This is a genomic window from Pseudomonas syringae group sp. J309-1 (assembly GCF_032582135.1).
Lineage (GTDB): Bacteria > Pseudomonadota > Gammaproteobacteria > Pseudomonadales > Pseudomonadaceae > Aquipseudomonas > Aquipseudomonas quasicaspiana.
On sequence record NZ_JAWHNU010000045.1, the window covers coordinates 21,656 to 39,096 of the forward strand.

The 17,441-nt window shown below is 58.2% G+C and carries 16 protein-coding genes; 10 read left to right on the forward strand and 6 right to left on the reverse strand.

Annotated features, from left to right (window positions below):
* Positions 1-53 precede the first annotated feature (53 nt).
* Positions 54-671 carry a c-type cytochrome gene (locus RX972_RS20990; protein ID WP_027902790.1) on the reverse strand — a complete coding sequence of 206 codons (618 nt, stop codon included), beginning with the start codon at positions 669-671 and terminating at the stop codon, positions 54-56.
* Between the two features lie 352 nt (positions 672-1,023).
* On the opposite strand from RX972_RS20990, the gene yihA reads away from it, so the two are divergent.
* A complete protein-coding gene (yihA, locus tag RX972_RS20995; protein ID WP_027902791.1) occupies positions 1,024-1,659 on the forward strand; it encodes a ribosome biogenesis GTP-binding protein YihA/YsxC in 636 nt (211 codons plus the stop codon).
* 387 nt (positions 1,660-2,046) lie between these two features.
* Here the strand turns inward: yihA and polA are convergent, their stop codons facing one another.
* Positions 2,047-4,809 carry a DNA polymerase I gene (polA, locus tag RX972_RS21000; protein WP_316878187.1) on the reverse strand — a complete coding sequence of 921 codons (2,763 nt, stop codon included), beginning with the start codon at positions 4,807-4,809 and terminating at the stop codon, positions 2,047-2,049.
* A 74-nt stretch (positions 4,810-4,883) separates the two neighbouring features.
* On the opposite strand from polA, the gene RX972_RS21005 reads away from it, so the two are divergent.
* Both RX972_RS21005 and RX972_RS21010 read left to right on the forward strand, forming a co-directional pair.
* Positions 4,884-5,171, forward strand: a complete 288-nt coding sequence (locus RX972_RS21005) for a DUF2782 domain-containing protein (RefSeq protein WP_027902794.1) — start codon at positions 4,884-4,886, stop codon at positions 5,169-5,171.
* A gap of 36 nt (positions 5,172-5,207) precedes the next feature.
* Positions 5,208-6,158, forward strand: a complete 951-nt coding sequence (locus tag RX972_RS21010; protein WP_316878189.1) for a homoserine kinase — start codon at positions 5,208-5,210, stop codon at positions 6,156-6,158.
* A gap of 112 nt (positions 6,159-6,270) precedes the next feature.
* Here RX972_RS21010 and RX972_RS21015 read toward each other — a convergent pair whose 3' ends face one another.
* The gene (locus RX972_RS21015; protein WP_406643669.1) at positions 6,271-7,203 is read right to left on the reverse strand and encodes a zinc ABC transporter substrate-binding protein; all 933 of its coding nucleotides are present in this window, start codon (positions 7,201-7,203) and stop codon (positions 6,271-6,273) included.
* A 67-nt stretch (positions 7,204-7,270) separates the two neighbouring features.
* On the opposite strand from RX972_RS21015, the gene RX972_RS21020 reads away from it, so the two are divergent.
* Genes RX972_RS21020 through RX972_RS21035 form a run of 4 tightly spaced genes read left to right on the forward strand, consistent with a single transcriptional unit; the run spans position 7,271 to position 10,085 of the window.
* Positions 7,271-7,753, forward strand: a complete 483-nt coding sequence (locus tag RX972_RS21020) for a Fur family transcriptional regulator (RefSeq protein ID WP_316878193.1) — start codon at positions 7,271-7,273, stop codon at positions 7,751-7,753.
* Positions 7,753-8,550 (forward strand): zinc ABC transporter ATP-binding protein ZnuC, encoded by a 798-nt coding sequence (gene znuC, locus RX972_RS21025; protein ID WP_027902798.1) that lies wholly within the window; start codon positions 7,753-7,755, stop codon positions 8,548-8,550. The genes RX972_RS21020 and znuC overlap by 1 nt, the downstream gene beginning before the upstream one ends.
* Positions 8,543-9,331, forward strand: a complete 789-nt coding sequence (gene znuB, locus RX972_RS21030; protein WP_231674838.1) for a zinc ABC transporter permease subunit ZnuB — start codon at positions 8,543-8,545, stop codon at positions 9,329-9,331. Before znuC ends, znuB begins: the two co-directional genes overlap by 8 nt.
* A gap of 37 nt (positions 9,332-9,368) precedes the next feature.
* Entirely contained in the window at positions 9,369-10,085 is a 717-nt protein-coding gene (locus tag RX972_RS21035; RefSeq protein WP_099270240.1) for a PA5502 family lipoprotein, read from the forward strand.
* A gap of 332 nt (positions 10,086-10,417) precedes the next feature.
* Here RX972_RS21035 and katE read toward each other — a convergent pair whose 3' ends face one another.
* The gene (gene katE / locus RX972_RS21040; protein WP_316878197.1) at positions 10,418-12,568 is read right to left on the reverse strand and encodes a catalase HPII; all 2,151 of its coding nucleotides are present in this window, start codon (positions 12,566-12,568) and stop codon (positions 10,418-10,420) included.
* 656 nt (positions 12,569-13,224) lie between these two features.
* On the opposite strand from katE, the gene RX972_RS21045 reads away from it, so the two are divergent.
* From RX972_RS21045 to RX972_RS21055, 3 genes are all read left to right on the forward strand, one after another.
* Positions 13,225-14,232 (forward strand): methionine ABC transporter ATP-binding protein, encoded by a 1,008-nt coding sequence (locus RX972_RS21045; RefSeq protein WP_316878198.1) that lies wholly within the window; start codon positions 13,225-13,227, stop codon positions 14,230-14,232.
* Complete coding sequence (locus tag RX972_RS21050) at positions 14,232-14,906, forward strand: methionine ABC transporter permease (RefSeq protein WP_099270238.1); 675 nt, start codon at positions 14,232-14,234, stop codon at positions 14,904-14,906. Before RX972_RS21045 ends, RX972_RS21050 begins: the two co-directional genes overlap by 1 nt.
* Before the next feature lie 63 nt (positions 14,907-14,969).
* Positions 14,970-15,743 carry a MetQ/NlpA family ABC transporter substrate-binding protein gene (locus RX972_RS21055; protein WP_231674840.1) on the forward strand — a complete coding sequence of 258 codons (774 nt, stop codon included), beginning with the start codon at positions 14,970-14,972 and terminating at the stop codon, positions 15,741-15,743.
* Between the two features lie 154 nt (positions 15,744-15,897).
* Here the strand turns inward: RX972_RS21055 and RX972_RS21060 are convergent, their stop codons facing one another.
* Entirely contained in the window at positions 15,898-16,530 is a 633-nt protein-coding gene (locus tag RX972_RS21060; RefSeq protein WP_316878204.1) for an SCO family protein, read from the reverse strand.
* A gap of 110 nt (positions 16,531-16,640) precedes the next feature.
* Positions 16,641-17,186: a cytochrome c oxidase assembly protein gene (locus RX972_RS21065; RefSeq protein ID WP_316878206.1), complete on the reverse strand. Its 546-nt coding sequence runs from the start codon at positions 17,184-17,186 to the stop codon at positions 16,641-16,643.
* Positions 17,187-17,441: the final 255 nt, after the last annotated feature.

Genomic DNA, 17,441 nt, shown 5'->3' on the forward strand with positions numbered 1-17,441 from the left:
TTCCTGGGCAAGCCGGATCGCCACCCGCACGCTCCAACAAGATCACCGCATGATCAATGCAGCCCCTGAATGTACTGCGAAAGCGCCTCGATATCCTTGTTACTCAACTTGGCGGCTATTGAGCGCATGACCATAGTGTCGCCGTCATTGGTGCGGTCACCTTCGCGAAAGGCCACGAGCTGCTTCTTGATGTAATCAGCGTGTTGACCGCCCAGATGCGGAAACCCCGCTGGCGCGTTGCCCACGCCATTGGGCGAATGGCACCCGGTACAAGCCGGCATGCCCTCGCTCAGTTTGCCGCCACGGAACAGTGCTTCACCTCGAGCGACCAGGTTCTCGTCAGCGGCACCCACGCTGCCTTTCTGACTGGCGTAGAACGCGGCGATATCGTTGAGGTCCTGCTCGTTGAGACTGGTCAGCAAGCCGGTCATTTCCAGCACGACGCGCTTGCCGTCCTTGATTTCATGCAGTTGCTTAAGCGTATATCGCTGGCCCTGGCCCGCCAGTTTGGGGAAGTTTGGCACCAGACTATTACCATCGGGGCCGTGACAAGCGCTGCAAACGGCGGTTTTGGCCTGCCCAGCAGCCGCGTCGCCGACTACCGTGTCAGCCGCCTGACTCGTGCCGCAGATGCCCAGAGCCAGCAGCAGACTCACGAAAATTTTGTTCATCAGGTAATCCAGATCGGCTAAAGGTGAATAGTTTTATAGAGGTGGACTCGCTCATCCAGACGGACGAAGGTTCGCGAATCCCCGCTATTGCGGTCTCTGCACAATCCACGCAACGGCATCACTTTGAACTCCTGAACACAGGCGACTCCAAAGCCTTCATACTCAGCAACCCTTTCAGGTTAAAAGCGGACTGCGTTCTAATGCGCTTATAGTTCTCGCTTGGCTGATGTAGCTTCCCGGGACCGGGACAAAGCACACACAAAATCTGCGGTAATTATATACTGGCCCCACTGAAACGGAAACGACACCTCTTGCCGCACCCCTTGCAGGCACCGCTCTCACCGGAAATCACATGCAACTCAAGAATCCCATCCTCGGCTTGTGCCAACAGGCAACCTTCATGCTCAGCGCAGCCAAAGTCGACCAGTGCCCGGACGACGACGGCTTTGAAGTGGCGTTCGCAGGACGCTCCAACGCAGGCAAGTCGAGCGCGCTGAATACCCTGACGCACGCCAGCCTGGCCCGTACATCTAAGACGCCAGGTCGTACGCAACTGCTGAACTTCTTCAAGCTGGACGATGAGCGACGCCTGGTCGACCTGCCGGGTTATGGCTACGCCAAGGTACCTATCCCGCTGAAACTGCACTGGCAGCGCCACCTTGAAGCGTATCTGGGCAGCCGCGAAAGCCTGAAAGGTCTGATTCTGATGATGGACATCCGTCACCCGATGACCGACTTCGACCTCCTGATGCTGGACTGGTCCATCGCCAGCCACATGCCGATGCACATTCTGCTGACCAAGGCTGACAAGCTGACTTACGGCGCAGCCAAGAACACACTGCTTAAGGTTCAGTCAGAAATCCGCAAGGGTTGGGGCGACGCCGTCAGCATCCAGCTGTTCTCTGCACCAAAGCGCATGGGCCTGGAAGAAGCCTATACCGTACTCGCAGGCTGGATGGAGCTGGAAGACAAGGCACCCGCCGAGTAAATCGCAGGCAAAAAAAACCCCGGACTTCATGTGGGGGAGGGGAAGTTCGGGGTTCAAGTTCCAGACTTCCATGGAGGGAAGCCGGATATCTGCCAACACTTAACACAACTAGGAGCATGACTGGCTTCTCAGCCAATCGAGTTCTCTGACCGGCGTTTAGAGGCGTAAGTTCCTGGCCTTCGGAAATTCTCCAAACGATCAGTCAGGCACACCGCGTTACCGTTCTTCGCAGGCAAGCCCAGCTCCAACAAACAGCGTGATCCTTGTAGGAGCGCGCTTGCCCGCGATGCAGACGCCTCGGTCAATCAGGCACACCGCGTGGAATGCCGCCCAGAACAAGCTCGGCTCCAACAGGAGATCGCGTGCTTGCCCCGGCCCAGCGCCTGGTCAGTGCGCCTCATCCCAGTTATTGCCCACACCGACCTCAACCAGCAACGGAACATCCAGCTGAGCCGCGCCGCTCATGTGCGGGCGGATCTGCTCGCTGATCTGCTCGACGAGGTCTTCGCGAACCTCCAGTACCAGTTCATCGTGAACCTGCAGGATGACTCTGGCGTCAAGCTTCGACGTCTCCAGCCAGCCGTTTACCGCCACCATAGCCTTCTTGATGATGTCTGCCGCCGTGCCCTGCATCGGCGCGTTGATTGCCATGCGCTCGGCGCCTTTGCGCAAGGCCTGGTTCTTGGCGTTGATGTCCGGTAAATACAGACGACGGCCGAAGATGGTCTCTACGAAACCCTGTTCAGCGGCCTGCGTGCGAGTGCGCTCCATGTAATCCAGCACGCCCGGGTAACGGGCGAAATAGCGATCCACATAGGCCTGAGACTGCTTGCGATCAACACCGATCTGCTTGGCCAGACCAAAAGCGCTCATGCCGTAGATAAGGCCGAAGTTAATCGCCTTGGCACTGCGGCGCATGTCGGTGGTTACTGCCTCAAGCTCAACGCCGAACACTTCTGCCGCCGTTGCCCGGTGAACATCCAGGTCATTACGAAACGCGTGTAGCAAACCTTCATCCTTAGCCAGGTGAGCCATGATGCGCAGCTCGATCTGCGAGTAGTCCGCCGCCAGCAGTTTGTAGCCCTTGGGTGCGACAAACGCCTGACGAATGCGGCGTCCTTCGGCGGTCCGGATCGGGATGTTCTGCAGGTTTGGATCACTGGAAGACAAGCGCCCGGTCACCGCCACCGCCTGATGGTAGGAGGTGTGAATGCGACCGGTGCGCGGGTTGATCTGCTCTGGCAAGCGGTCGGTGTAAGTGCTCTTGAGCTTGCTCATCGAGCGGTACTTCATCAATACCGTTGGCAGCGGAAAACCTTGTTCGGCCAATTCAGCGAGCACCGCTTCGGCAGTCGAGGCCTGGCCTTTGGCAGTCTTGCTCAGAACCGGCATGCCGAGTTTTTCATACAGGATCACGCCCAGTTGTTTCGGCGATCCCAGATTGAATTCCTCCCCGGCAATCTCGAACGCCTCGCGCTCAAGGGCAACCATCTTGTCGCCCAGCTCAACGCTCTGAATGCCCAGCAGCTTGGCATCCACCAGCGCACCCTGGCGTTCGATACCAGCCAAAACGGGCACCAGCGGCATTTCAATTTCATTGAGCACCGGGGCCAGGCTAGGGATCGCAGCGAGCTTCGCCTGAAGCGCTTCGTGCAAGCGCAGCGTTATGTCAGCTTCCTGAGCTGCGTATTGCGCAGCCAGCTCCAGAGAAATCTGGTCGAACGTCAGTTGCTTCACGCCCTTGCCAGCAATGTCCTGAATATTCCCGGCGGCATGCCCCAGGTATTTCAGCGCGAGGCTTTCGCGGTCATGACGGGTTGCGGTGGAATCCAGCACGTAGGATTCGAGCATGGTGTCATACAGCAGCCCCTGAACTTCAATGCCCTGACTCTGATCGCCATCAATGGCGCAGTTAGCGAGGATATTGATATCGAACTTGGCGTGCTGACCGACTTTGATTTTGCTCGGGTCTTCCAGCAGCGGTTTGAGCTGCTTGAGTACGTGATCACGATCCAGTTGCTGCGGCACGCCCATGTAGGAGTGGGTCAGCGGGATGTAAGCGGCTTCGTGGGTCTGCACGGCAAACGACAAGCCCACCAGTTGCGCACGCTGGGCGTCCAGGCCGTTGCTCTGGGTCACGAACGCCACCAGCTTGGCGTCGTTGAGTTTCTTCAGCCAAACGTCGAGCTGGCTCTGCTCAAGGATGGTTTCGTAGCGGGACTCTGCAGGGGCAGGCGCCTCTTCGATGGCGATTTCCAGACCGACACGCTTGGCATCACGGTGCAGGTCTTCAATCCAGCTTTTGAATTCCAGCTCGGCGTAAAGCTCAAGCAGCGCTTCACGATCAGGCTGGGTGCAGTGCAGTTGATCCAGCTCGATATCCAGCGGGACGTCGATCTTGATGGTCGCCAGCTCGTAAGACAGGAACGCCATGGCACGATGTTCTTCGAGCTTGGCAGCCAGGGTTTTCGCGCCACGGATCGGCAGCGTTGCGACCATTTCGAGGTTTTCGTACAGCTCTTTCAGGCCGCCGCCCACACCGACCAACAGGCCTACGGCAGTCTTTTCGCCAACACCCGGCACACCTGGGATGTTATCGACCTTGTCACCCATCAGCGCCAGGTAATCGATGATGTGCTCAGGGCCGACGCCGAACTTCTCTTTCACGCCCGCCACGTCCTGGACGCTGCCGGTCATGGTGTTGACCAGCGTGATGTGCCCGTCGACCAACTGCGCCATGTCCTTGTCGCCGGTGGAAATGATTACCGGTCGGTCCGCTGCGGCGCTGCTGCGCGCCAGTGTGCCGATGACGTCGTCAGCTTCGACGCCGTCAACGCACAGCAACGGGTAGCCCAAACCTTTCACACAGGCGTGCAGCAGATCGATCTGCACGCGCAAATCGTCCGGCATGCTTGGCCGGTTGGCTTTGTACTCGGCGTACAGGTCGTCTCGGAACGTACCGCCTTTGGCGTCGAACACCACGGCGAACGGGCTATCCGGGTATTGCCGACGCAGGCTTTTGAGCATATTAAGCACGCCTTTCACGGCACCCGTGGGCAAACCCTTGGACGTGGCGAGCGGCGGCAGCGCATGAAAGGCGCGGTACAGATAAGAAGAACCGTCCACCAGGACGAGGGGAGCTTGGCTCATGAGCAGAATCAACCTTTTCGGCGGGGTCGGCGCTAGAATGCGAGGACCATTGACGACAAAGGGACAAGGTTATCATGCGCACAACAAATCGCCTGTTGCTGGCCGGCCTGTTTACACTCTGCCCGCTGATTGCTGTTGCTGCTGATGAGGCACCGTCAGGAGACCCGGACGTTACAATCCGCACCGAAGGTGACAGAACGATTCAGGAGTATCGCCAGAACGGCTTCCTGTATGCGATCAAGATCACCCCGAAAGGCGGTAAACCTTACTTTCTGGTGCGCGCCGATGGTACAGACGCCAATTTCATTCGTTCAGATCAACCGGATATGCTGATTCCATCGTGGAAAATATTCGAGTGGTAAGGTCGCACATTCACCTTTTTTGCTGGCAGCCCTGATATGTCCGTATTTACCCCCCTGGCTCGGCCCGAGCTGGAAACATTTCTCGCCCCTTACGGGCTAGGCCATTTACGTGACTTTCAAGGCATTGCCGCCGGAAGCGAAAACACCAACTACTTCATTAGCCTGGAGCAGGGTGAGTTCGTGCTGACCCTCGTGGAGCGCGGTCCGGTTCAGGAAATGCCGTTCTTCATCGAGTTACTGGACACGCTCCACGAGGCTGATTTGCCGGTGCCGTATGCCCTGCGTACTACGGAAGGCGCGGCACTGCGCGAGCTGGCAGGCAAACCGGCGCTGCTGCAACCACGCCTGCCCGGCAAGCACATCAGCGCGCCGAACACGCAGCATTGCGTGCAAATCGGCGAGTTGCTGGGTCATCTGCACCTGGCGACCCGCGACAAGGTACTGGAGCGCAAGACTGATCGCGGTCTGGACTGGATGCTGGCTGAAGGCGCAACCCTGATTTCTCATCTGGAGGCGGCTCCCGGCGTATTGCTCAAAGCCGCGCTGGAAGAAATCGAACGTTTGAAGCCGAAGATCATGGCGCTGCCCAAGGCCAATCTGCATGCGGACCTGTTCCGCGACAACGCGCTGTTCGAAGGTACACACCTGACCGGGCTGATCGATTTCTATAACGCCTGCTCCGGGCCGATGCTTTATGACCTGGCGATCGCGCTGAATGACTGGTGTTCGGACGAAGAGGGCAAGATCGACGCGCCACGCGGGCGGGCCTTGCTGGGTGCCTACGCTGGATTGCGCCCGTTCACAGCGGCTGAAGCCGAATTGTGGCCGACCCTGCTGCGCGTTGGCTGCGTGCGTTTCTGGCTGTCACGCTTGATTGCAGCGGAATCCAATGCGGGGCAAGACGTGCTGATCCATGATCCGATGGAATTCCAGAAGCGTCTGGAACAACGGCAGGAAACGCATTTGCCGCTGCCGTTTGCGTTGTAAACCGCCCTTGTAGGAGTGAACTTGTTCGCGAGGCGATATTCCTGTGTACGCAGGGCCAATGCCTCGCCAACAAGTTGGCTCCTACAGGTTCTCGACAGCCCCTCCAGACCAGTTAAAGACTCTCCAGGCACCCCACCAGATCATCTCCCAGCTTGTTCAGCAGCAGCTCATACCCGGTCGCGTTTGCGGGGGTATCACCGCCCAATGCATCCAGCTCAGCCAGTTTTGCGGGCAATCCGGCTGTCAGGGTCTCGGCAAGGCGTGGGCGCAACGGCGGTTCGCTGAACACACAGGTCTTGCCTACTTCGGTCAAACGCGCACGCATGGCAGCAACATGCTGAGCCCCCGGCTGAACCTCGGCGGCAACGCTGAACACGCCCGCGTGCTTGAGGCCATAAGCGTCTTCGAAGTAATCGAAAGCCTCATGGAAAACGAAGTACGGTTTGCCGGCGATTCCAGCTACACGGCCTTTGATTCGTGCATCCAGCGCGTCCAGACGCGCATTGAAAGCCTTCGCGTTACTGGCATACCGCGCAGCATTGGCTGGATCGACAGCGCTCAAGTCAGTGGCCATTTTTGCCGCGATCACCCGGGCATTGACCGAAGACAGCCACAAATGGGCGTCGAGACTCCCGGGACGATGGTCATGATCATGCTCGTCGTGGCCGTGCTCATCGCCTTCCTCATGGGACGCACTGTCAGCGCCGAAGTGGCGCAACTTCAAGCCCGGCAGGGATTGCACCGCAACGACCGGCAAAGTCCGGTTTTTCAGAACACGAGGCAGGAAGCCTTCCATGTCAGGACCGATCCAGTAGAGCAGATCCGATTGCTGCACGCGCCGTACGTCGGATGGCCGCAGCGCATAGTGATGTGGCGACGCCCCAGGCGGCAAAAGCACCTCTGGCTTACCAACACCGTCCTGCACAGCCGCCGCGATCAGCTGCAATGGCTTGATGCTGGTGAGGACGCGGACATCGGCCTGAACCGGGGAAATTGTCAGCAAACTTGCGGTTAAAGCGACAAATAGAGCAAAAAGACGGTACACGTGGGCCACTCATAGAAGGCTAGAACGGGTAACATAATAACGTCTCTAGCAAATATCGTCTCCGCTCATGCCTATTACACCGTTGGCCAGTCGCCCCCACGACCACTCCCATTGCGTGCATACCGCGCTTTCCGAAGCCGATAAGCTGTGCGCCCAGAAAGGCCTGCGCCTGACTGCCCTGCGCCGTCGCGTGCTGGAGCTCGTCTGGCAGAGCCACAAGCCATTGGGCGCGTACGACATTCTTGCCGTGCTCAGCGAAGAAGACGGCCGCCGTGCTGCGCCGCCTACCGTTTACCGGGCGTTGGATTTCCTGCTGGAAAACGGCCTGGTGCATCGCATCGCTTCGCTGAACGCCTTCACCGGCTGCAACCACCCGACTCACGTGCATCAAGGCCAGTTTCTGATTTGCCGTGAATGTAACGCCGCCATTGAGCTGCAAAGCCCGGCCATCAGCGATTCCGTGATCACTGCGGCCGCTGGCGTCGGCTTCGCGGTCGAAGGCCAGACCGTGGAAATCGTCGGGGTGTGTTCCGGCTGCAAGGCCGCCTGATGAGCAACGCGTTGATCAAGCTTGAGCACGTTGGCGTCGCCCTTTCCGGGCAGAATGTGCTGGAAAACATCCATCTGAGCGTCAAGCCTGGGGAAATCGTCACCCTGATAGGCCCTAATGGCGCGGGCAAGACGACGCTGGTGCGTGCCGTGCTGGGTTTGCTCAAGCCGGACACCGGCAGTGTCTGGCGCAAACCCAAGCTGCGCGTCGGCTATATGCCGCAGAAGCTGCACGTTGACCCGACGCTACCGTTGTCAGTGCTGCGCTTTCTGCGTCTGGTCCCTGGTGTGGACCGCGCAGCCGCACTGGCTGCGCTGGTTGAAGTAGGCGCAGAAAAGGTCATCGACAGCCCTCTGCAAGGTATTTCCGGCGGTGAGATGCAGCGCGTCCTGCTGGCTCGCGCCCTTTTGCGCGAACCGGAATTGCTGGTGCTGGATGAACCCGTGCAAGGCGTAGACGTTGCCGGGCAGGCCGAGCTGTACAGCCTGATCACCCGCCTGCGTGACCGCCATGGCTGCGGAGTGCTAATGGTTTCCCACGATCTGCATCTGGTGATGAGCACCACGGATCAAGTGGTCTGTCTGAACCGCCACGTCTGCTGTTCCGGGCATCCGGAGCAAGTCAGCCACGACCCGGCGTTCGTCGAGCTGTTCGGCAAGAACGCGCAAAGCCTGGCGATTTATCACCACCATCACGACCACGCCCATGATTTACATGGGGAAGTCGTCGAGGGCGCCGCCGATTCGGTCGGCCACATCCATACACATGTTCACGGAGACAGCTGCAAGCATGGCTGATTTTCTTCTCTACGCCTTGCTTGCTGGTCTGGCTCTGGCACTTGTCGCAGGACCGCTGGGTTCGTTCGTGGTCTGGCGACGCATGGCCTATTTTGGCGATACGCTTTCTCACGCTGCATTATTGGGCGTCGCGCTGGGTTTCTTGCTGGATGTAAGCCCGACGCTTGCAGTGACCGTCGGCTGCCTGCTGCTGGCGATCCTGCTGGTGACCTTGCAGCAACGTCAGCCGCTGGCCTCGGACACCCTGCTGGGGATTCTTGCGCCCAGCACTTTGTCTCTCGGGCTGGTGGTGCTCAGCTTCATGCACGACGTGCGCATCGACCTGATGGCGTATCTGTTTGGCGATTTGCTGGCGATCAGCCCCAATGATCTGATCTGGATCCTTGGCGGATCACTGGCAGTGCTGGTATTACTGATAGCACTTTGGCGCCCATTGCTGGCAGTTACCGTGCACGAAGAGCTGGCGAAGGTCGAAGGCCTGCCCGTTGCGGGTTTGCGCATGGCGCTGATGTTGTTGATCGCGGTGGTGATCGCTGTGGCGATGAAAATCGTCGGCGTTCTGCTGATTACATCGCTGCTGATCATTCCGGCTGCTGCGGCACAGCGTCACGCCCGTTCGCCGGAACAGATGGCGCTCGGTGCAAGCGTGCTGGGCATAGTGGCCGTGTGTCTGGGGCTGTCGATGTCCTGGTTCAAGGACACCCCGGCAGGGCCTTCAATTGTGGTTTCAGCAGCGGCATTGTTCCTGCTGAGTTTTGTCCTACCCAAACGAGCGGTGTAGACTTGCTCGTTTTTTGCGCAATTAGAGAATCGCAGGAATGAAGCCGTTCGCATCCCGTTATCTGTTGCTTGCCGCATTTTCCGTCCTGTTGGCAGCCTGTCAAAGCGCGCCAACAGTCGAAGCGCCCGTGCCTGCAACTGAGGCAGACGGCTTCGCACAGCTCGAGCAAAGTATCACCAGCAATGAACTGGCCACTGCCGAAGATCAGTTGGCCAAACTGCAAGCTGCAGCGCCAACGGACATTCGTCTGGAGCCATTCCAGCGCCGTCTGGCAGAAGCATATCTGAGCCGCAGTCAGATTGGCCTGCAGAAGGGTGACGTCAACGCTGCCGCCACGGCCTTGAGCCGCGCAAGGGCCTTGATGCCCAAGGCACCCGCACTGACCAGTGGCGTCAACGGGGCAATCGCCCACGCTCGTAAAGCCGAGCTGGATCAGGCTGAAGCAGAGTTGAAAGCGGCTGAAGCCAAGCGCGTTGCCAAATTGATTGATCCGTCGGCAGAAAGCACGACTATCAAGCTCAAGATCGGCGATATGGCGCAATTACGTCGCCAGCTGGATGCGATCGCCGCCGATACCGTTGCTTTTAACTGCATCGTCCTGCTGCAAGTGCCGCGCACAGACGATTACCCATGGCTGGCCACATTGCTGACCAAACGGGTGAACAAGATCAATCCGGATTTTGAACTGGAACTGCGCCGCAAGATTGAGCGCAATGAGACGGCGACAGTGGTTCTGAAGCCTGCACAGCAATAAGCGCATAGAAAGACGACTGCCGTACAGACTGTGTGAAAACGTAGCGAGCGACGGCAAGACAAGGCAAAAACAGGCGAAAAACGGCCGGGGTCGCGTCCGACTCTAGTGTTCTAAATGAGCATTTTTCGCCTGTTTTTAACGCAGTATTGTGCGCGTAGCACCGAAGGTGCCCAGCCTGCAGTAGTTTTCACACAGTCTGTGTAGGAGCGCGCTTGCCCGCGATGGCGGTGTACCAGTCAAAATAGGTATCGACTGATCTAACGCTATCGCGGGCAAGCGCGCTCCTACAGGGGTTTGTTCTCAGCAGGCGCCATCCATGGCGCCTTTTCGTATCAAGCAGGAATCGCTTTAGCCTTCGGTTCACGATCCCAGACGCGGTGCTGGGCGATCGCAGTAAAGAAAGGCTTGAACGACTTGCTGTCAGACACTTCCAGCAGCCCCGCATCCTTGTCCAGATGCAGCAGATCAATGATCTGTTTAGCCTCACCACTCACAGAAATCGCCTTGAGGTGTTTGTAAGCCTCGAGCACGTAGTGCAGTGCGACACCGTCGCCACTCAGCGCGGTCACCGAAGCAGCACCACCTGGAATGAACACTGCGTCGAACGCTACCGAAGGCAAGCCTTCCATGGAGGCATCAACCGGCAGGCTCGCACCGCTGGCGGTTTTCACCGGCGCAGAAGTCGGACCAAGCACCTTGGCGTGAGCACCTTCAGCTTCCAGCGCCGCTTTCATGGCCGCGACAGCTTTGTCGTCCACACCGTTGGCAACCAGAATCGCCACTTTGCGCGACACGATATCGCCGGACAGCAGGTTCATCTGGCTAAGCAGAGGGGACTCTGCAAGCGATTGCTTCTTCGACGGCACGGTTGGAGCCGTTGGCGCAGGCAGACCGAGGTTCGCAGCTACACGACCTGCCAATTCCAGATCAATGTTGGCAAGAATCTCGTTCACCTGACGGGCACGAATGTGTTCGCGCTCAACCTTGCCCAACTCGAAGCTGTACGCCGCGATGATGTGCTCTTTCTCGGCATGGCTCATGCTGTTGAAGAACAGCGTGGCTTGCGAGAAATGGTCGGAGAACGATTCGCTACGCTGACGGACCTTGTGTGCCTCGATACGCTCTGGATAGCTCTCAAAGCCGCCATCCACCGGACCAGCCGGGGTCTCTTTCGGCCAGCCGCCATCAATCGAGTTCGGCTCGTAAGAAGCGCGGCCCTTGTCGATGGTGGTGCGGTGCTGAGCGTCTCGCTGGCCGTTATGGTTCGGCGCAATAGGGCGGTTGATCGGGATTTCGTGGAAGTTCGGTCCGCCAAGACGGCTGATCTGGGTGTCTGTATAGGAAAACAGACGACCTTGCAGCAGCGGGTCATTGGAGAAGTCGATACCCGGCACGACGTGACCAGGGCAGAACGCGACCTGCTCGGTTTCGGCGAAGTAGTTGTCCGGGTTGCGGTTGAGCACCATTTTGCCCAGTGGCGTCACCGGTACCAGTTCTTCCGGGATGATTTTGGTCGGGTCCAGAATATCGAAGTCGAACTTGTGCTCGTCTTCTTCTGCGACGATTTGCACGCCCAGTTCCCACTCAGGGTAATCACCGGTTTCGATGGATTCCCACAGATCGCGGCGATGGAAGTCGGTGTCTTTACCGGCCAGCTTCTGCGCTTCGTCCCACACCAGCGAGCAAACGCCGAACTTAGGCTTCCAGTGGAATTTCACGAAGGACGATTTGCCTTCGGTATTGATCATGCGGAACGTGTGCACGCCAAAACCCTGCATGGTGCGCAGGCTTTTCGGGATCGCCCGGTCGGACATAGTCCACAGCACCATGTGCGCGGACTCAGGCACCAGCGAGACGAAATCCCAGAAGGTGTCGTGAGCGGAACCACCGGTAGGGATCTCGTTATGCGGCTCAGGTTTGACCGCGTGAACGAAGTCCGGGAACTTGATGGCGTCCTGAATGAAGAACACCGGCATGTTGTTGCCAACCAGGTCGTAGTTGCCTTCATCGGTATAGAACTTCACCGAGAAGCCACGCACGTCACGCACGGTATCGCCGGAACCACGCGGGCCTTGCACGGTGGAAAAGCGCACAAACACAGGGGTTTGCTTGGCCGGATCACGCAGGAAGCCCGCTTTGCTCAGCGCGGCGTGATCTTCGTAAGCCTGAAAGTAGCCATGCGCGCCAGTACCACGGGCATGGACGATGCGCTCTGGAATACGCTCATGGTCAAAGTGCGTGATTTTTTCACGCATGATGAAGTCTTCAAGCAGCGACGGACCGCGGTCGCCGGCTTTCAGGGTGTTCTGGTTGTCGGAGACCTTCACACCATGGTTGGTGCGCAGCGCCTGCTGGGTCGCGTCAGAGCGGAACTGCTCCAGACTTTCCAGCTTGGCGTTGGTGTTGCTGCGGTCCGGGGTATCGGTTCCTGCGAGTTCGCTTTTTGACGGGTCTGGCGTGTTCGTTGGTTTCTTCGTAGCCATTGGAAAAAAACTCCTCAATTACAGGCTGCCCTGTAGCCAGAACTGGCATCGGGCTTATAAACAGAAATCCCCGAAATCGAGTCTGGGGAAATCACGGCACTAAGAAAGTGACTGAGGAGATAAACAGGCGTTCCGTGTTTTTTTTGAAGATCGGGCGGGTGGTGCTCCCAATGGAGCGATTTCCTGCTTGCCCGCGATAAGACTGGAGCGATATGCCTGATATTTGCGGAGCCTTATCGCGAGCAAGCTCTGCTCCTCTCAGACAAACTACAACTATTTGTTTTGGAATACTTCCATCTGTAGGAGCGCGCTTGGTCTGGGCCGCATCCGGACGATTACGTCAGCAGGGACGATACATTCATCGACTGACAGACCGAATCGTCCGGATGCGGCCCAGACCAAGCGCGCTCCTACAGGTCTCCACTTGCTTCGCGACAGCGTGACGTCAGGGACACCGGGGCTCTCTCACAGGAAATCCAGATCATTGCCACCCATCGCCTTATTCCATTTACACAGGTCTGTTATGAAATAAATGCTAAATCGATTCCGGCGGACAGGCTAAAATGCGCGCCCGGCCTATCCAGCCGATGCCAATCAGCCGGTGTGCGTCCTGCCGCTGCGCTGAATTTTTACCGCGCCCCCACAAGGTTCGCTAAGTGATCGAGTTCCATAACGTCCATAAAACCTATCGGGTGGCAGGCAAGGAAATTCCGGCCCTGCACCCTACCAGCCTGCGCGTTGAAGACGGTCAGGTGTTCGGCCTGATCGGCCATTCGGGGGCTGGCAAAAGCACCCTGCTGCGCCTGATCAACCGCCTGGAAACCCCGAGCGGCGGCCAGATCATCGTTGATGCCGAAGAGGTCACCGCTCTTGATGCCAATGGCTTGCGGCGTTTTCGCCAGCAGGTCGGGATGATCTTCCAGCACTTCAATCTGCTGTCCTCCAAAACCGTGGCCGACAACGTCGCCATGCCGTTGACCCTGGCCGGTGATATGTCCCGCGCCGAGATCGATCAGCGCGTGGCAGAACTGTTGGCACGGGTTGGCCTGTCCGACCACGCGAAGAAATACCCTTCGCAATTGTCCGGAGGGCAGAAGCAGCGTGTCGGCATCGCCCGCGCTCTGGCGACCAAGCCGAAAATCCTGCTCTGTGATGAAGCGACCAGCGCGCTGGACCCGCAAACCACCGCATCGGTCCTGCAACTGCTGGCCGAGATCAACCGCGAGCTGAAGCTGACCATCGTCCTGATCACCCACGAGATGGACGTGATCCGTCGCGTATGCGACCACGTCGCGGTCATGGACGCTGGCGTGATCGTCGAGCAGGGCAAGGTCGCCGATGTGTTTCTGCACCCGCAGCATCCGACCACCAAGCGCTTTGTTCAGGAACACGAGCAGATCGATGAAAACGAACAGCGCGATGACTTCGCCCACGTCGAAGGCCGCATCGTGCGTCTGACCTTCCAGGGTGAGGCGACCTACGCGCCACTGCTCGGTACTGTCGCGAGAGAAACCGGTGTGGATTACAGCATCCTGGCCGGGCGCATCGATCGCATCAAGGACACGCCTTACGGGCAGCTGACGCTGGCCATCACCGGCGGTGACATAGACGCCGCCTTCGCTCGCTTCACCGCCGCGGATGTTCATATGGAGGTGCTGCGCTGATGGACGCTCTACTGACTTTATTCCCCAATGTCGATTGGGCCGAGATCTGGATCGCTACCCTCGACACCCTGAACATGCTCGTCGTGTCTCTGGGCTTTACCGTGCTGCTCGGTTTGCCACTGGGTGTGATCCTGTTCCTCACGTCGCCACGCCAGTTGCTCGAAAACAAAGGCCTGTACTCAGTGCTGGCGGTAATCGTCAACTTGCTGCGGGCTTTGCCGTTTATCATCCTGCTGATCGTGATGATGCCCGTGACCGAGATCATCACCGGCACCACGCTGGGCATCCTCGGCACGTTGCCACCGCTGATCGCGGGCGCCACGCCGTTCTTTGCCCGCCTGGTGGAAACCGCGCTGCGTGAAGTGGATCGCGGCATCATCGAAGCGACTCAGGCCATGGGCGCCACCACGCGGCAGATCATCGTCAAGGCGCTGTTGCCTGAAGCGCGCCCCGGCATCCTGGCCGCTGTGACCGTTACAGCGATTGCGCTGGTGTCGTTCACTGCCATGGCGGGTGCCGTCGGTGCGGGCGGGCTCGGCGATCTGGCGATTCGTTACGGTTACCAGCGTTTCCAGAACGATGTGATGTTCGTGACGGTCGTATTGCTGCTGGTGCTGGTGCAAATCCTGCAAACCATTGGCGACAAACTGGTCGCGCACTTTTCCCACCGCTAGTTTTTGGCCGATCCCCCTCGGCAATAGCCCGCCAGATTGGTGGGCTCTCAAAGGAGTTGATGTATGAAGAAGCTGTTGGCCGTATTTGCTGCTGTTGCTGCGTTGTCCGCACACGCTGATGAAACCCTGACCGTTGCGGCCAGTGCCGTACCGCATGCCGAGATTCTCGAATTCGTGAAGCCGACCCTGGCCAAAGAAGGCGTGGACCTGCAAATCAAGGTCTTCAATGACTACGTGCAGCCTAACGTGCAAGTCGAGCAGAAGCGCATGGACGCCAACTTCTTCCAGCACCAGCCGTACCTGGATGAGTTCAACAAAGGTAAAGGTACTGATCTGGTCAGCGTGGCCAAGGTTCACGTAGAGCCGTTTGGTGCCTACTCGGACAAGTACAAAACTCTGGCCGAGCTTCCGGACGGCGCCATGGTTGCGCTGCCTAATGACGCCACCAACGAAGGCCGCGCTTTCCTGTTGCTGGCCAAAGCCGGCTTGATCACCCTGAAAGACCCAACCAGCATCCTCGCCAAACCGAGTGACGTGCTGCAGAACCCGAAAAACCTTAAGTTCCGCGAGCTGGAAGCGGCTACGCTGCCACGCGTGCTGACTCAGGTAGACCTGGCGCTGATCAACACCAACTACGCGCTGACTGCCAAGCTTGATCCAACCAAGGACGCGCTGATCATCGAAGGCGCCGAATCGCCTTACGCCAACATTCTCGTGACGACTCAGGCCAACAAGGATGCGGACGCCATCAAGAAGCTGGTTGCTGCCCTGCAAAGCCCGGAAGTGAAAGCGTTCATCGCCGAGAAGTACAAAGGCGCAGTGGTTCCGGCTTTTTAAGCTGAATCACCGCACTTTCACGCTGCAAACATATGTGGGAGCAGAGCTTGCTCGCGATAAGGCTGGACTCGGCTCACTTTAGATCGCGCCCAGCCTTATCGCGAGCAAGCTCTGCTCCCACATAGGATTGCGCGGTGTCAGTAAACTCCGGTACTCACTCCCGCTCCAACAACCCCGGCAACTGCGCCAGCAGCTTCTGGTTGTTGAACGGCGCACGAATGAACCCACGCTGATTGCCGTCTGGCCCGAGCAACGCAAGGTTGCCGCTATGGTCCACGGTGTAGCCCGGTTTACTGGTATCGGCCGGAATAAACGGAATGCTTACTCCGTTGGCCAGCTTTTGAATATCCGGCACACTCCCCGTCAACCCCACGAAGTCTTTGTCGAAATATCCCAGATACTGTTTGAGCTGCTGCGGTGTGTCGCGATTGGGATCGACGCTGACCAGCACCACTCGCAATTTGCTCAACGTCTCCTGCGGTAGCTCGCTCTTGATCTGACGCAACTGGGCGAGAGTGGTGGGGCAGATGTCCGGGCAATAGGTGTAGCCGAAAAAAAACAGCGTCCACTTGTCCTTGAACCCGTTGACCTGCACTGGCTGGCCGTCCTGATCGGTCATGGTCAGGTCTGGCAGCTTGCGGCTTTGGGGCAGCAGAATGATCCCGGCATCGATCAAAGCGGTCTGGTCACTAGCGCTGTTGCCGGACAACACACGATTGACGGCATAGCCCAAAATCAAAGCGACGAGGGCGACCAGGATGAAAACGGTTTTCTGGGTTCGAGTCATGAGATCAGCAGTAATGGGTCTTGTGGTGGCGGAGCGCAGATTGCAATGGCGTGCCACGTTACAGCACGGACGCCCGAATCAGGAAGAGACCACGATACCTCCAGCAACAGCTAGCCGCCGCTTTTCGAGGCAGGCGTTTTGCTGGAGGTCACGTTGAACAAGGTGTACCCCAGGGTTAGCTGTTCGATATCCTTCGGCAAGTCGTAGTCGACGATGAAACGCACCAGCATTTCCACACGCTCACCCGGCTGCAGCACTTGCTGGGTGAAGCAAAAACATTCTGTCTTGTGAAAGTACGCCGCTGCGGAGCCTGGCGAGATGCTCGGCACTGCCTGAGCTGTCATGGGCTGGTCTGTGGGGTTCTGGGCGATGAACAACATGTCATTAACGGCGCCGGGATGTACTTCCAGTTGATCGGCTTTAGGGTAAAAGCCCCACACCATGTTCACGGCATTGGACGACAGGAACTTCACCCGTACCTGACGGCTTTCATCGACCCGTTGCGAGCGCTGATCATCGCCAGCGTTGCCATGAATGCCCAATACCCGAGACGCACCATTGAACAGCGGAACTGCAGCAATGCCGAGAGCAAACATCACGATAATCACCAGCAGCATGCGGACGATCTGGGACTTGGAAAACCGGGGAGCATTCATACCAATACAGTCAGCCTGGTGAAGGTTTAATACGCGCCATGAGGTGATGGACCGAGACGTCGCGACGCAGCCATGACTCCAGATATCGAACAGCGCCCGATGACCATCAGCACTGCCAAAAACCGAGTATAGACAGGCACCGTAGGCGTGCAACGCGCTGGAAAAATCCGGAAAATGTCGGCCGCGAGTTGCCGCGTCAAAAATTTAAGAGGCAATAGTGGCGCAAATGGCGCTTTTAATAGCCAATACACATAT

Excerpts from the sequence above, each read along its gene's own strand:
- RX972_RS20990 (WP_027902790.1), bottom strand. The coding sequence starts at position 671 with ATGAACAAAATTTTCGTGAGTCTGCTGCTGGCTCTGGGCATCTGCGGC.
- yihA (WP_027902791.1), top strand. The coding sequence starts at position 1,024 with ATGCAACTCAAGAATCCCATCCTCGGCTTGTGCCAACAGGCAACCTTC.
- polA (WP_316878187.1), bottom strand. The coding sequence starts at position 4,809 with ATGAGCCAAGCTCCCCTCGTCCTGGTGGACGGTTCTTCTTATCTGTAC.
- RX972_RS21005 (WP_027902794.1), top strand. The coding sequence starts at position 4,884 with ATGCGCACAACAAATCGCCTGTTGCTGGCCGGCCTGTTTACACTCTGC.
- RX972_RS21010 (WP_316878189.1), top strand. The coding sequence starts at position 5,208 with ATGTCCGTATTTACCCCCCTGGCTCGGCCCGAGCTGGAAACATTTCTC.
- RX972_RS21020 (WP_316878193.1), top strand. The coding sequence starts at position 7,271 with ATGCCTATTACACCGTTGGCCAGTCGCCCCCACGACCACTCCCATTGC.
- znuC (WP_027902798.1), top strand. The coding sequence starts at position 7,753 with ATGAGCAACGCGTTGATCAAGCTTGAGCACGTTGGCGTCGCCCTTTCC.
- znuB (WP_231674838.1), top strand. The coding sequence starts at position 8,543 with ATGGCTGATTTTCTTCTCTACGCCTTGCTTGCTGGTCTGGCTCTGGCA.
- RX972_RS21035 (WP_099270240.1), top strand. The coding sequence starts at position 9,369 with ATGAAGCCGTTCGCATCCCGTTATCTGTTGCTTGCCGCATTTTCCGTC.
- katE (WP_316878197.1), bottom strand. The coding sequence starts at position 12,568 with ATGGCTACGAAGAAACCAACGAACACGCCAGACCCGTCAAAAAGCGAA.
- RX972_RS21050 (WP_099270238.1), top strand. The coding sequence starts at position 14,232 with ATGGACGCTCTACTGACTTTATTCCCCAATGTCGATTGGGCCGAGATC.
- RX972_RS21055 (WP_231674840.1), top strand. The coding sequence starts at position 14,970 with ATGAAGAAGCTGTTGGCCGTATTTGCTGCTGTTGCTGCGTTGTCCGCA.
- RX972_RS21060 (WP_316878204.1), bottom strand. The coding sequence starts at position 16,530 with ATGACTCGAACCCAGAAAACCGTTTTCATCCTGGTCGCCCTCGTCGCT.
- RX972_RS21065 (WP_316878206.1), bottom strand. The coding sequence starts at position 17,186 with ATGAATGCTCCCCGGTTTTCCAAGTCCCAGATCGTCCGCATGCTGCTG.